The 14,080-nt window shown below is 61.8% G+C and carries 9 protein-coding genes; 2 read left to right on the top strand and 7 right to left on the bottom strand.

Annotated elements, in window-relative coordinates; genetic code table 11:
• Positions 1 to 36: 36 nt before the first annotated feature.
• The 4 genes from CFU_RS06120 to CFU_RS06135 all read right to left on the bottom strand — a co-directional run bounded on the left by CFU_RS06120 (position 37) and on the right by CFU_RS06135 (position 8,759).
• A complete protein-coding gene (locus CFU_RS06120) occupies positions 37 to 3,255 on the bottom strand; it encodes an efflux RND transporter permease subunit (RefSeq protein ID WP_014005169.1) in 3,219 nt (1,072 codons plus the stop codon).
• A gap of 17 nt (positions 3,256 to 3,272) precedes the next feature.
• Positions 3,273 to 6,431 carry an MdtB/MuxB family multidrug efflux RND transporter permease subunit gene (locus CFU_RS06125; RefSeq protein ID WP_014005170.1) on the bottom strand — a complete coding sequence of 1,053 codons (3,159 nt, stop codon included), beginning with the start codon at positions 6,429 to 6,431 and terminating at the stop codon, positions 3,273 to 3,275.
• A 17-nt stretch (positions 6,432 to 6,448) separates the two neighbouring features.
• The gene (locus CFU_RS06130) at positions 6,449 to 7,915 is read right to left on the bottom strand and encodes an MdtA/MuxA family multidrug efflux RND transporter periplasmic adaptor subunit (protein ID WP_014005171.1); all 1,467 of its coding nucleotides are present in this window, start codon (positions 7,913 to 7,915) and stop codon (positions 6,449 to 6,451) included.
• 340 nt (positions 7,916 to 8,255) lie between these two features.
• Entirely contained in the window at positions 8,256 to 8,759 is a 504-nt protein-coding gene (locus CFU_RS06135; RefSeq protein WP_041741391.1) for a Spy/CpxP family protein refolding chaperone, read from the bottom strand.
• Positions 8,760 to 9,087: 328 nt separating this feature from the next.
• Between CFU_RS06135 and CFU_RS06140 the strand changes: the two genes are divergently transcribed.
• The gene (locus CFU_RS06140) at positions 9,088 to 9,810 is read left to right on the top strand and encodes a response regulator (protein ID WP_041741392.1); all 723 of its coding nucleotides are present in this window, start codon (positions 9,088 to 9,090) and stop codon (positions 9,808 to 9,810) included.
• 51 nt (positions 9,811 to 9,861) lie between these two features.
• Positions 9,862 to 11,229 carry an ATP-binding protein gene (locus CFU_RS06145; RefSeq protein ID WP_014005174.1) on the top strand — a complete coding sequence of 456 codons (1,368 nt, stop codon included), beginning with the start codon at positions 9,862 to 9,864 and terminating at the stop codon, positions 11,227 to 11,229.
• A gap of 155 nt (positions 11,230 to 11,384) precedes the next feature.
• On the opposite strand, the gene CFU_RS06150 is transcribed toward CFU_RS06145, so the two are convergent.
• From CFU_RS06150 to CFU_RS06160, 3 genes are all read right to left on the bottom strand, one after another.
• Entirely contained in the window at positions 11,385 to 12,776 is a 1,392-nt protein-coding gene (locus tag CFU_RS06150) for a GntP family permease (protein ID WP_014005175.1), read from the bottom strand.
• Between the two features lie 220 nt (positions 12,777 to 12,996).
• Entirely contained in the window at positions 12,997 to 13,557 is a 561-nt protein-coding gene (locus tag CFU_RS06155) for a glycine zipper family protein (protein ID WP_041741393.1), read from the bottom strand.
• Positions 13,558 to 13,568: 11 nt separating this feature from the next.
• Positions 13,569 to 13,913 carry a hypothetical protein gene (locus CFU_RS06160; protein ID WP_041743061.1) on the bottom strand — a complete coding sequence of 115 codons (345 nt, stop codon included), beginning with the start codon at positions 13,911 to 13,913 and terminating at the stop codon, positions 13,569 to 13,571.
• Positions 13,914 to 14,080: the final 167 nt, after the last annotated feature.

The following is a 14,080-nucleotide window of genomic DNA, read 5'->3' on the forward strand; positions in this document are numbered from 1 at the left end:
CGATCCGTTGATTATCTTCATGCACCGGCCATGCTCTTATGCTTCGCTTGTATCCGGCAATGGCCTGCCGCCGCGCCGTTCCCACTTATCTTTGCTCCACAGGCGGAAGCGATCCATGTACAGGTAGACCACCGGCGTCGTGTACAAAGTCAGCAGCTGGCTCATGATCAGGCCGCCGACAATCGCGATACCCAGCGGCCGCCGCAGCTCGGCGCCGTCGCCCTGGCCCAGCGCCAGCGGCACCGCGCCCAGCATGGCCGCCATGGTAGTCATCATGATCGGCCGGAAACGCAGCTTGCAGGCCTCGAAAATCGAATCGCGCGGCGACAGTCCGCGCGTGCGTTCAACATCGAGCGCGAAGTCGATCATCATGATCGCGTTCTTCTTGACGATGCCGATCAGCAGGATCACCCCGATCAGCGCGATCAGGCTGAACTCGGTGCCGGTCGCCAGCAATGCCAGCAGGGCGCCGACGCCGGCCGACGGCAGGGTCGAGAGGATGGTGATCGGATGGACGTAGCTTTCATACAAGACGCCCAGCACGATGTACACCGCCAGCAGCGCCGTCAGGATCAGCATCGGCTGGCTGCTCAGGGATGACTGGAACAGGTTGGCGCTGCCCTGAAAGCTGCCGTGCACCGAAGTCGGCACGCCGATCCGGGCCATGGCGTCGTTGATCGCCAGGGTGGCGTCGGACAGGGAGCCGCCGACCGGCAGGTTGAAGGAAATGGTGGATGCGATGAACTGACTCTGATGGTTGACGCCAAGCGAGGTATTGGTCGGCTGGAAGCTGGAGAACGCCGCCAGCGGCATCTGCTGTTCCGCCGTGGTAGACAAGGTCAGCGCCAGCGATGAATTGGATGCCAGCTTGCCGCCCGCCGTCAGCGCCGGCGGCGTACCGAGGGCGGAAGTGGTGGGCGACAGGTTGGCCGTGCTGGAAGGAATGCTGACGTAAGTGTCATGCAAGACCTGAGGACTCTGCCAATACTGCGGCGCCGCTTCCATCACTACATGGTACTGGTTCATGCCGCTGTAGATGGTCGACACCTGGCGCTGGCCGAACAGGTCGTTCAGGGTCGAATCGATCAGTTGCGGCGTGACGCCGCTGCGGATCGCGGTTTCGCGGTCGATGGTAAGCGTGGTTTGCAGGCCCTTGTCCTGCTGGTCGGTGCTGACGTCGGCCAGCTGCGGCAAGGCGCTGAACGCCTCGCGGATCTTGGGCTCCCAGGTGCGCAGCTCATTGAGGTCGTCGGACTGCAAGGTGTACTGGTACTGGCCGTCGCTGGAACGGCCGCCGACCCGGATATCCTGCACCGACTGCATGAACAGGTTGGCGCCGGCGATATGGCTGAGCTTGCCGCGCAGCCGCGCGATCACCTGGTCCGCGGTCAGCTTGCGCTGCGTCAGGGGCTGCAGCGTAATGAACATCTGGCCGCGGTTGCTCTGGCCGCCGCCGGTGAACGCGATCACGCTTTTCACATCAGGATCCTTGCGCACGATGTCGACAAACTGGTCCAGCTTGACGCGCATCGACTGGAACGAAATCGACTGGTCACCCTGGATGCCGCCGATCACCAGGCCGGTATCCTGCTGCGGGAAAAGGCCCTTGGGAATCGCGGTGTACAGGTATACATTGAGCACGATGGTGCCGAGCAGGATCAGCATCATCAGCGGCGCAAAACGCAGGGCCCATGCCAGCGAGCGCTCGTAGCCGCGCAGCATGGCGTCGAAGGCGCGTTCGGTGGCGTTGAAGAAGCGCCCCTGCTTGCGCTCCGGGTCGTGTTTCAGCAGACGCGCGCACATCATCGGCGTGGTGGTCAGCGACACCACCAGCGACACCAGGATCGCAACCGACAAAGTGACGGCGAATTCGCGGAACAGGCGGCCGACGATGCCGCCCATCAGCAGGATCGGGATGAAGACGGCGATCAGGGAAATGCTCATCGACAACACGGTAAAGCCGACTTCCTTTGTCCCCTTGAGCGCCGCAGCAAACGGTTTCATGCCTTCTTCGATATGGCGCGAGACATTTTCCAGCACCACGATGGCGTCGTCGACCACAAAACCGGTGGCGATCGTCAGCGCCATCAGGGACAGGTTGTCGAGGCTGTAGCCGAGCAGGTACATGACGCCGAAAGTGCCGATCAGCGAGATCGGCACCGCGACCGCCGGGATCAGCGTGGCGCGGCCGTTGCGCAGGAACAGGAATACCACCATGATCACCAGCGCGATCGACATCAGCAGGGTGCTCTCGGTTTCGTGCAGGGAAGCGCGGATGGTCGGCGTCCGGTCCAGCGCCACATCGAGGTTGATGGCGGCCGGGATCGAGGCGCGCAGTTGCGGCAGCAGGGCCCGTACTTCATCCACGGTTTCGATGATGTTGGCGCCGGGCTGGCGGTTCAGGATCACCAGCACCGACGGCTTGCCGTTGGCGGAACCGGCGTTACGCAGGTTGCTGACCGAATCGACCACCGTGGCGACATCGCTGACGCGCACCGGCGCGCCGTTGCGGTAGGAAACGATCAGCGGCATGTATTCGGCGGCGGTCTTGGCCTGGTCGTTGGCGTAGATCTGCCAGTTCTTGTCGCCGTCTTCCAGCATGCCCTTGGGGCGGTTGGCGTTGGTGGCGGCGATCGCGGTGCGCACATCGGCCGTGCCTATGCCGTATTTGTTGAGCGCGGTCGGATTCAGTTCGACCCGCACCGCCGGCTGCGAACTGCCGCCGACGCTGACCTGGCCGATACCTTTCACCTGCGACAGTTTTTGCGCCAGGATGGTGTCGGCGGCATCGTACATCTGGCCTTGCGTCATGCTGTCCGAAGTCAGCGCCAGGATCATGACGGGCGCATCGGCCGGATTCACCTTGCGATAGCTGGGATTGCTGGGCAAGCCGGTCGGCAGCAGGTTGCGCGCCGCGTTCAGGGCCGCCTGGACGTCGCGCGCCGCGCCGTCGATGTCGCGGCTGAGGTCGAATTGCAGGGTGATGCGGGTCGAGCTGAGCGAGCTTGACGACGTCATTTCGGTGATGCCGGCGATCGACCCCAGCGCCCGCTCCAGCGGCGTGGCGACGGTGGCGGCCATGGTTTCGGGACTGGCGCCGGGTAACGAAGCCGAGATCGAGATGGTCGGGAAATCTACTTGCGGCAACGGCGAGACCGGCAGCAGCCGGAACGCCACCATGCCGGCCAGGGCGATGCCGATGGTCAGCAGGGTGGTGGCGATCGGCCGCTGGATAAAGGGACGCGAGATATTCATGCTGTCTTTGCCTTCCCCTACGGCTTGGCTGGTTCAGGGATCGCGCCGTCGCTGTCGTCATCACCCCCGCCATTGCCCTTGTGTTCGTCTTCCTGGATGCCGAAACGTGCTTTCACGCGGCGCGCCAGGTTGTCGAACGCCAGGTAGATGACCGGCGTGGTGAACAGGGTCAGCACCTGCGACACCAGCAGGCCGCCGACCATGGTGATCCCCAGCGGCTGGCGCAGCTCGGAACCGACGCCCGAACCCAGCATCAGCGGCAGGGCACCCAGCAAGGCCGCCATGGTGGTCATCAGGATCGGACGGAAACGCAGCAGGCAAGCCTGGTAGATCGCTTCGCGCGGTTCCTTGCCTTCGTTGCGTTCGGCGTCCAGCGCGAAGTCGATCATCATGATCGCGTTCTTCTTGACGATACCGATCAGCAGGATGATGCCGATGATGCCGATGATGCCCAGGTCGGTGCCGGCGATCATCAGCGACAGCAGGGCGCCGACCCCGGCCGACGGCAGCGTCGACAGGATCGTGATCGGGTGGATATAGCTTTCATACAGGACGCCGAGCACGATGTACATCGTGATGATGGCCGCCAGGATCAGCATCAGGGTGTTGCTGAGGGAAGCCTGGAACGCCAGCGCCGCACCCTGGAAACTGGTCTGGATGCTGTCCGGCATGCCGATCTCCTTTTCGGCGGCCTGGATCGCTTTGACCGCATTGCCGAGCGAGGCGCCGGGCGCCAGGTTGAAGGAAATCGTGGTGGCCGGGAACTGGCCGATATGGTTCACCACCAGCGGCGAAGTACGTTCCTCGACGGTGGCGATGCTCGACAACGGAATCTGGCTGCCGTTGCCTGCCACCAGGAAAATGCTGTTCAGCGCCGCCGGACCCTTCTGGAATTCCGGCTTCACTTCCATCACTACCCGGTACTGGTTCGACTGGGTGTAGATGGTGGAGATCAGACGCTGGCCGAAGGCGTTGTACAGGGCGTTGTCGATGGCGGCGGTAGTGATGCCTAGCCGGGAAGCGGCGTCGCGGTCGATCGCGATGTAGGCCTGCAGGCCGAGATCCTGCTGGTTGCTGGCGATGTCCGCCAGTTCCGGAATCTTGCGCAGGCGCTCGATCAGCTTCGGCACCCAGGTGCTCAGTTCGGCGGCGTTGGCGTCTTCGACGCTGAACTGGTACTGGGTGCGGCTGACGCTGTCTTCAATCGTCAGGTCCTGCACCGGCTGCATGTACAGCGTGATGTCGCCGACCTCGCGGTCCAGTTCCGGCTGCAGGCGGCGGATGACGTCGCTGGCGCTGATGTTGCGCTGTTCGCGCGGTTTCAGGTTGATCAGCATGCGGCCGCTGTTCAGGGTGGCGTTGCTGCCGTCGACGCCGATGAACGACGACAGGCTTTCGACCGCCGGGTCTTTCAACACCGTCGCGGCCAGCGCCTGCTGCCGCTCCGACATGGCGGCAAACGAAATCGACTGGCTGGCTTCCGAAATGCCCTGGATCACGCCGGTATCCTGCACCGGGAAAAAGCCCTTCGGTATGAATATATACAGCACCGCGGTCAGCACCAGGGTGCCGATCGCCACCACCAGCGTTGCGAACTGGTGGCGCAGTACCCATTCCAGCATTACACCGTAGCGAGCGATGATCTTGTCGAAGAATTCGCCGCTCTTGCGGTAGAACCAGCTCTGCTTTTCTTCCGGGATATGGTGCAGCAGCTTGGCGCACATCATCGGTGTCAAGGTCAGCGAAATGACGGCGGATATCAGGATCGCCACCGCCAGCGTGATGGCGAATTCGCGGAACAGGCGTCCCACCACGTCGCCCATGAACAGCAGCGGGATCAGCACCGCAATCAGCGAAAACGTCAGGGAAATGATGGTGAAGCCGATCTGCTCGGCACCCTTCAGCGCCGCCTGCAAAGGCTTCATGCCTTCTTCGATGTAGCGCGAAATGTTTTCGATCATCACGATCGCATCGTCCACCACGAAACCGGTAGCGATGGTGAGCGCCATCAGGGTCAGGTTGTTGACCGAAAATCCAGCCAGGTACATGACGCCGAACGTGCCGATCAGCGACAGCGGCACCGCCACGCTGGGGATGATGGTGGCGGGCACGCTGCGCAGGAAAATGAAGATCACCATCACCACCAGCGCGATCGACAGCAGCAGCTCGAACTGGACGTCGGCCACAGAAGCGCGGATGGTAGTGGTGCGGTCGGTCAGGATCTGGACATCGATTGCGCCAGGCAAGGTTTCCTGCAGCTTGGGCAGGATCTTCTTGATGTTGTCGACCACGCCGATCACGTTGGCGCCCGGTTGCCGCTGGATGTTCAGGATCACCGCCGGCGAGGTGTTGGACCAGGCTGCCAGGCGGATGTTTTCCGCGTCGTCGACCACGTCGGCGACATCCGAGATCCGGATCGGCGCGCCGTTCTTGTAGGCGATGATCAGGTTGCGGTATTCGTCGGCCGAACGCAGCTGGTCGTTGGCGTCGATGGTCGAGGCGCGCGCCGGGCCGTCGAAACTGCCCTTGGCCTGGTTGACGTTGGCATTGCCGATGGCGGTGCGGATGTCATCCAGGTTCAGGCCCAGCGCTGCTATCGCGCGCGGATTCAGCTGCAGCCGCACGGCTGGCCGCTGGCCGCCGGACAGGCTGACCAGGCCGACTCCCGGCACTTGCGAAATCTTTTGCGCCAGGCGGGTATCGATCAGGTCCTGCACCTTGGGCAGCGGCAACGTTTTCGAGGTAATCGCCAGCGACATGATGGGCGTGTCGGCCGGATTCACCTTGTTGTAGATCGGCGGCGTCGGCAGGTCGGACGGCAGCAGGTTGCCGCCGGCGTTGATGGCGGCCTGGACTTCCTGTTCTGCGATGTCGAGGCTGAGGTCGAGGCTGAACTGCAGCGTGATGACCGAAGCGCCGCCGGAACTGGTGGACGACATCTGGTTGAGGCCGGGCATCTGGCCGAACTGGCGCTCCAGCGGGGCGGTGACCGACGAAGTCATGACGTCCGGGCTGGCGCCGGGATACAGCGTCACCACCTGGATGGTTGGATAATCGACTTCCGGCAAGGCCGAAAGCGGCAGCTGCTTGTAGGCGACGATGCCGGCCAGGAAAATGGCCAGCATCAACAGGGATGTGGCGACCGGCCGGAGAATGAACTGACGTGAGGGATTCATGCGTTCTTGACAGCCGGTTATTGACTGCTGCGGTTATTGGGCGCGGCAGGTGCAGGTGCAGGTGCAGGTGCAGGTGCAGGTGCAGGTGCAGAGGCCGCAGGCGCGGCAGCATCGCCGCTGGCGTCCGCGCGGTGGCGGCGGCCGCCCTTATGATCGCCGGCGCCGGCAGCTGCAGGGTCGGCGCTGGCGCCGGCCGCAGCCGGGCCGCCGCGGGTCACGGGCTCCACCTTGGCGCCTTCTTTCAGTTTGTCGATGCCATCGATCACCACTGTTTCGCCGACTGCGATGCCCTTATCGATTGCAGTCGATTCGCCTTCTACCGGACCGGCTGTGACGAGGCGGATGGTGACGGTGTGATCCGGTTTTACGACATACACAAAATTGCCGCTGGAGCCACGCTGGATCGCCGCGTTTGGAATGACGGTCGCATCGCGGCGGGTGTCGAGCAGCATGCGGACATTGACGAACTGGCTCGGAAACAGGGCGTAGCCGGCGTTCGGAAATTCAGCCTTGAGCTTGACGGTGCCGGTAGTGCTGTCGACCTGGTTGTCGATGGTGAGCAGGGTGCCGCTGTCGAGCTTGTTCTTCTGGTCGCGGTCCCAGACATCGGTGGCCAGCTTCTTGCCGGCCTGGATCTGCTTCATGACGCTGGGAATATTATCTTCTGGAATGCTGAATACGCTGGTGATCGGCTGCAGCTGGGTGATGATGGCGATGCCGTTGGTGTCGCTGCTCTGCACGATATTGCCAAGGTCGACCTGGCGCAGGCCGATGCGGCCGCCGATCGGCGCGGTGACGCGCGAGTAGGTCAGTTGCAGGCGGGCGCTGTCGAGCGCGCCCTGGTCCGATCTGACCGTGCCTTCATATTGCTTGACCAGGGCGGCCTGGGTGTCGACCTGCTGGCTGGCAATGGAATCCTGCGCCAGCAGCGTGCGATAGCGCTGCAAATCGATCTGAGCCGCCTTCAGCAGGGCAGTGTCGCGGATGAGCTGGCCTTCGGCCTGCGTCACCGCTACCTGGTAAGGACGCGGATCCAGTTCCGCCAGCAAGTCGCCGGCCTTGACCACCTGGCCTTCCTTGAAATGCAGTTTCATCAGCTGGCCGTTGACCCGGCTTTTTACCGTTGCGGTGGCTTCCGGCGTGACGCTGCCGAGGCCGGAGAGATAGATCCGGATATCGCCCGTCTTGGCGACTGCGACGCCTACCGGCAACGGACCGCCGGCGCCGGCAAATGCGCCGCGCCGACCGCCTTTTCCACCTTTGCCGCCACCGTTGGCGGCCTGTCCCGGCATTGCTCCCGGTTGCCCGCCGGCGGCATCGCCGGACTGGTGGCTGCGGCCCCAGATCAGGTAAGCCGCCAGCGCCAGCACGACGACTGCGGCCAGCCACCACCAGCCGCGCTGGAATCCGCCCTGGCGCTGGTTGGGAAGGGCAGGCCGGGACTGGCTGGATTGGTCGATTTGAGGAGTCGGTGTAGTAGTCATCGCAGGCAGGAGGTCAGTCAGAATGTGGACGGGTGCAATGCAACAATTTGCCGCGGGCAGGCGTCCGGCAGATTGTTGAAAAATAATTACATGAGTTTAGCGAGTAAATTTTACTGCCGTGTGTATTTATTAGAAATTGTTTCAAATTAATGAAAGACGCCAGCGAGGCAGTGTAGTTGCTGGCTTGGCGGTCGGCAATCGGGCTGATCCGGACAGGGTGCGGCGGCAAACGGCGAAGCCGCAGAAACATGCCTGGCGCGAGATCAAGCCAAGCTGGCTGCGGGACCTCGCCGCCTGCAACAAGCAGGTTTGGCCCGGCCGGAAACCGGGCCGTCTGCAGTTACTTGGCTGCGTCCGGAGCGTCGCGGTGACCACCGCGATGGCCGCCGAAGCGATGCTGCTCCATTTGCTTGAAATGGTCGTCAAATACCTTCTGCTGGACTGGCGTCAGCACGGCGTAGAACTCTTTGACCGCAGCGGTGCGTTCGGCCAGGCGTGTTTCAGCGTGTTTCAGGAATTCCATCCGGTGATCGAGGCGCTCAGGGGCGGTTTGCTTGGCCCATTCTTCCTTGTTCGGACGCTGCGGCATATCGGTCGGCCGCACCGGCTTGATCTTGCCGATGAAGGTTTGCCATGCAGTTTCCTGGGCCGAAGTGATTTTCAGGTCGTCATGCAGCTTGGCCTGGCGTTTTGCCATCTTTTCGGCAAATTTGGCCTGTTGCTCTGGCGTAGGAACGTGGCGGCCTGGGCCGCCGGCATCGGTCTGGGCGTGGGCGGCCATGCCCATGGCAGCAAAACTCAGTGCGGTCATGCCGATCAGCAGTTGTTTGCGAAGCTTGAACATAATGAAATCCTTCCATGAATTTAAGTGCAATCCGCACAGTTCGCATTGGAACGCGCTGGTGTATCGCCGGTTTTTCATGGGAGCCCGGCTTTGTATCGCCATGTATGGCATCAAGATTGCTTTGTATCTTAATGTGTCCACGCACGTGGCAGATATGCCAATATACAAATTACTATCGTCTTTCTTGTGCCGAGTTGCCATAATCCTAGAAACACCAGCCGTCCGCGGCTGCCACCCACCAGGGATTGATTGCATTGAATACTTCGCTACCCATCAAGCTTTTCTTTTTTCGATTGGCCGCACTTCCGGTCCTAGGATAATCACGCATATGGAAACTGCTGCTCACATACTGGTGGTCGACGACGACCACGAAATCCGCACCCTGCTGGCCGAGTACCTGGACGCCAACGGTTTCCGCACCCTGATGGCGACCAACGGCAACGACATGCGCAAGATCCTGTCGGAAGCGCGGGTCGACCTGGTGGTGCTGGATCTCACCTTGCCTGGCGAAGACGGCCTGACGCTGTGCCGCAACCTGCGCGCCGATTCGAATATCCCGGTGATCATGCTGACCGCACGCGGCGAGCCGCTGGACCGCATCCTCGGCCTGGAAATGGGGGCCGACGATTATTTGTCGAAACCGTTCGAACCGCGCGAGCTGTTCGCCCGCATCCGCAGCGTCTTGCGCCGCACCCAGGCGCTGCCGCCGAACATGGCCTCGCCGGAAGCCCAGCAGATCCAGTTCGGACGCTGGACGCTGGACCTGATCGCGCGCCACCTGGTCAACAACGAGGGGCTGGTGGTGGCCTTGTCCGGTGCCGAATACCGCATTCTCAAGGTGTTCCTGGACCATCCGAACCGGGTCCTCAACCGCGACCAGCTGCTGGAGCTGACCCAGGGACGCGAATCCGATCCTTTCGACCGTTCGGTCGATATCCAGATCAGCCGCCTGCGCCAGAAACTGGGCGACGACGCCCGTACCCCGGTGATCATCAAGACCGTGCGCAACGAAGGATATGTACTGGCCACTGCGGTGACGGTTGAGTCGTGACGGTAGCATTGCGATGCACGCCAGCTGCACGCCTGGATAAGTAGAAGAGGGATGCCGTCCGTGAGAAATTTCTTTGGCTCGGTTGCCAACCGGGTATTCCTGATCCTGCTGACCGGGATCCTGGTCGCCGCCGCCACCACCAGCTGGCTGGCCGAAAACGAGCGGCGCAAGGCTTTCAAGGATTTTTATGAGTTCCGCATCGCCGAACGGGTCGAGCAGATAGTTTTTTCGCTCGATAATGTCGGCCCCGACATGCGCTCCGTGGTGCTGCAGACCAGCGAGAATTTCGGCCTGGAAGCCAGCATGGTCAAGGACACCGAAAACGCCGTCGACGACAATCCATCCCTGACCTTGCTGCTCAAGAAGCGCCTGGGCGACGATCGCAGCATCCTGGTGGACAAGCAAAGCGACTGCAAGCTGCACACGCGCAGGAATTTCGATTTCCGCCGGCCCGAAGAATGCCAAGTGGTCTACGTCAGCCTGAAAGACGGCACGCTGCTCAAGCTGAAGCTGCGCATGACGCGCGGCCCAGGCGCGCCGCCGCCGGCACGGCCGCCGGGCATGCCTTACACGTCGCCTTATTTCGCCTTGTTTCTGCTGCTGATCGGCGGCCTGGCTTATTTTGTCGCCAAGATGACGGCGCGGCCTATCAAGCACCTGGCGGTTGCCGCCGGCGAACTGGGGCGCGATATCGACCGTCCGCCGCTGGATGAAACCGGACCGACCGAAGTGCGCCAGGCCGCGACCGCTTTCAATGCCATGCAAGCGCGCATCAAGCGCCAGATCCAGCACCGCACCCATATGCTGGCGGCGATCACCCACGACTTGCAGACGCCCCTGACCAGGTTGCGCCTGCGCCTGGAAAAAGTCGGCGAGGCCGATTTGCGCCGCAAGCTGCTGGAAGACCTGGCGGTGATGCAGAGCATGGTGCGCGAGGGCCTGGATCTGGCGCGCAGCATGGATTCGGCGGAAGCGATGCAGAAGCTGGATATCGACTCCTTGCTCGACAGCGTTTGCGCCGACGCCGTCGACGCCAGGCAGGACGTCACGCTGGAAGGACGCACCCGCGCTTCGATCATGGCGCAGCCGAACACGCTGCGGCGCTGCCTGACCAACCTGGTCGACAATGCGACCAAATACGGCCGTTATGCGCGCCTGCTGGTGGCGCGTGAAGGCAGCGACATCGTGATCCGCATCCGCGACGGCGGCACCGGCATTCCGGCCGAGCTGCTGGAGACGGTATTCGATCCGTTCTTCCGCCTGGAGACTTCCCGCTCGCGCGATACCGGCGGCACCGGCCTGGGGCTGACCATCGCGCGCAACATCGCTGAAAACCACCGGGCCACGCTGCAACTGCGCAACCACCCCGAGGGCGGCCTGGAGGCGACCTTGCGCTTGCCCGCCTTGAACGGCATCTGAACACAGCCTTAAAAACTACTCCCGGCAGTTAAATGGGGTCAGAGTTTTTTTTCGCGCTCTTTGCGAAAATTACTCTGTCCCCATTTAACGAACCACGGAGTACATCAAGTCGCGTCCAAGGGGCGATTTTCCCCTTAAAGATAGCGAACCAATCCTTAGACAATCCCCGTCAGGTAATAAGCCGCAATCACCACAAACACAGCCGCCGTCTTGATCATCGTCACCACAAAAATATCCTTGTAAGACTGCCGGTGCGAAAGTCCTGTCACCGCCAGCAGGGTAATCACCGCACCGTTATGCGGCAGCGTATCCATGCCGCCGCTGGCCATGGCGGCAACCCGGTGCAGCACTTCCATCGGGATGCCGGCGGCCTGCGCGTTTTCAATGAAAGTGTGCGACATCGCCGCCAGGGCGATGCTCAGGCCGCCGGAAGCGGAGCCGGTGACGCCGGCCAGTGTGGTGACTGTCACCGCTTCATTGACCAGCGGATTAGGAATGCTCTTGAGAGCGTCGGCGATCACCAGGAATCCCGGCAGGCCGGCGATGACGGCGCCGAAGCCGTATTCGGACGCGGTGTTCATCGACGCCAGCAAGGCGCCGCCGACAGCCGCTTTGCTGCCTTCGGCAAATTTTTCCTTGACGGCGCCGAAGGCAAACAGCAGCACCGAACAGATCCCGACCAGCAGCGCTGCTTCAACCGCCCAGATCGCCACCACGCCCGAGACCTGGGTAGTGATCGGTTTGCTGGAGCCGGCCAGCGTCATTTCATGGCTGCTCCCGTATAGCATGGGAATCCAGGCCGTGAACAGCTTGTTCATCACCCCCACCAGCACCAGCGGCAACAGGGCTACCAGCGGATGCGCCAGCTTGCCGTCGGCCACCGGTTCCGGTTCGTTCAGCAAGTTGCTGCCGTAGCCTTCGCCGTTGGCGGCCGCCCGGCGGCGGCACCAGTCCAGGTAGAGCAGGCCGGTGACCAGGATGAATACGGTACCGATCAGACCCAGCCAGGGCGCGGCCCAGGTAGTGGTATTGAAAAAGGTGGTGGGAATGATGTTCTGGATCTGCGGCGTGCCCGGCAGCGAATCCATGGTGAAGGTGAACGCGCCCAGCGCAATCGTGCCGGGGATCAGGCGTTTCGGGATGCCGCCCTGGCGGAACATTTCGGCGGCAAACGGATAGACCGCGAACACCACCACAAACAGCGAGACGCCGCCATACGTCAGCAAGCCGCATACCAGGACGATGGAAAGCATGGCGCGCTGCCGTCCGACTACATTGATGACGCTCGACACGATGGACTTGGAGAATCCCGAGAGTTCAATCACCTTGCCGAATACCGCACCCAGCAGGAAAACGGGAAAGTAGAGCTTGACGAAACCGACCATCTTTTCCATGAACACGCTGGTGAACATGGGAGCGACCAGGCTGGGGTCGGTGAGCAGCACGGCGCCGAGCGCGGCGACCGGGGCAAACAGGATAACGCTGTAGCCGCGGTAGGCGACAAACATCAGGAACAGCAAAGCCAGAATAACTACGATGAAACTCATCCTCTATCTCCTACGGATCAGGTTTGCTCTAGCGGATTCGAGCGAGCCATCGGAAAATGGCCATCGAATATTGCATTTATTTTAACGTGCCTTGCGGAGGAGGCAAAGATGAGAGAGAGGCGGAATGCGGCTTGAGTTCCCTCGCCAACGGCAGGAAATGCACCCTGAATGCAAAAAGACATGCATGAAGCATGTCTTTTTTGGCAGCGATCAAAGGCGATCAGTAGGGAACGTAGTCTGGCGGCGGGCCATAGTTACCCCGTTGCGGCGGGTAGTAGTCAGGCGGCGTCGAGTACTGCGGAGCCGGAGCATACTGCTGGCGACGGCTGTTTGCGTAGCCGCCGGCGACCGGGACCTGGTTACCCTTGGCGTACATGCATTGGGTGTAGACATTGTTGTACTCGCGCTGCATGCCGTAGCTGCTGCGTGCTGCCGAGTCGCCGGCAACCGAGCTGCCCGCCAGCAGGCCGACGCCGCCGCCGATCGCCGCACCGGCGCCGGCACGGCCGGTTGCGGCGCCGATCAGGGCGCCAGCCGCGGCGCCGATGACGGTGCCGGCTGCCGCCGTTCCTACCGCATTGTCAGCGGCGGCCTGCGGCGCATACGGGCCTATTCTTTCCTGGGCAGCGCGCTGGCAGACCGCTTCATCGTTGCGGAACTGCTCGTAGCTTTTGCCTGAACCAGGCAACGCCATTACATTCGGGCCTGACGGCGCGGTAACGCAGCCGGTCAGGAGCACGGCCAGCGAGGCTGCGATTATCTTGGTAGTTCCACTTATCATCACACACCGCCTTATCTAGGTTGAGCTTGGTCCGGCATTACCTTCATCCAGCCTTTCGGGCAGCGAGGAATCTGGGGATAATAGCCAGCCGGACTAGGGCAGTAATAGGCATAGTTCGGGGCTTTTTCTATATAAGTCTGGGGTTCCGGTTCAATGTAGACCGGCGGCGGCGCGTAATACACCGGCGGCGGCGCATAGTACACCGGCGGCGGGCCCCAATACAGCGGTCCGCCGATGGTTACACCGATGCGTGGGCCATAGAAGCCGCCGTGTCCGTAATAACCATAAGCAAAACTGGCCGAACTGGTGACCATCAGGCCCGCAGCTGCAAGTACCAATAGAGCAATTTTTTTCATGATATTTTCCACGCATTTATCAACAATTGAATAATAATCCTGGACCGCCAAAAGTGGCAAAAGGAGTTACTTCTGGTTGCAAATGTTGGCGTCAAGATCAACCATTTTAACTCTTTGATACAAAGCGACTTATGCGGGGAGCGAATGGCGGGAATTGTTGCAGGACA

Origin of the sequence: Collimonas fungivorans Ter331 (assembly GCF_000221045.1) — a bacterium.
GTDB classification, from domain to species: domain Bacteria; phylum Pseudomonadota; class Gammaproteobacteria; order Burkholderiales; family Burkholderiaceae_D; genus Collimonas; species Collimonas fungivorans_A.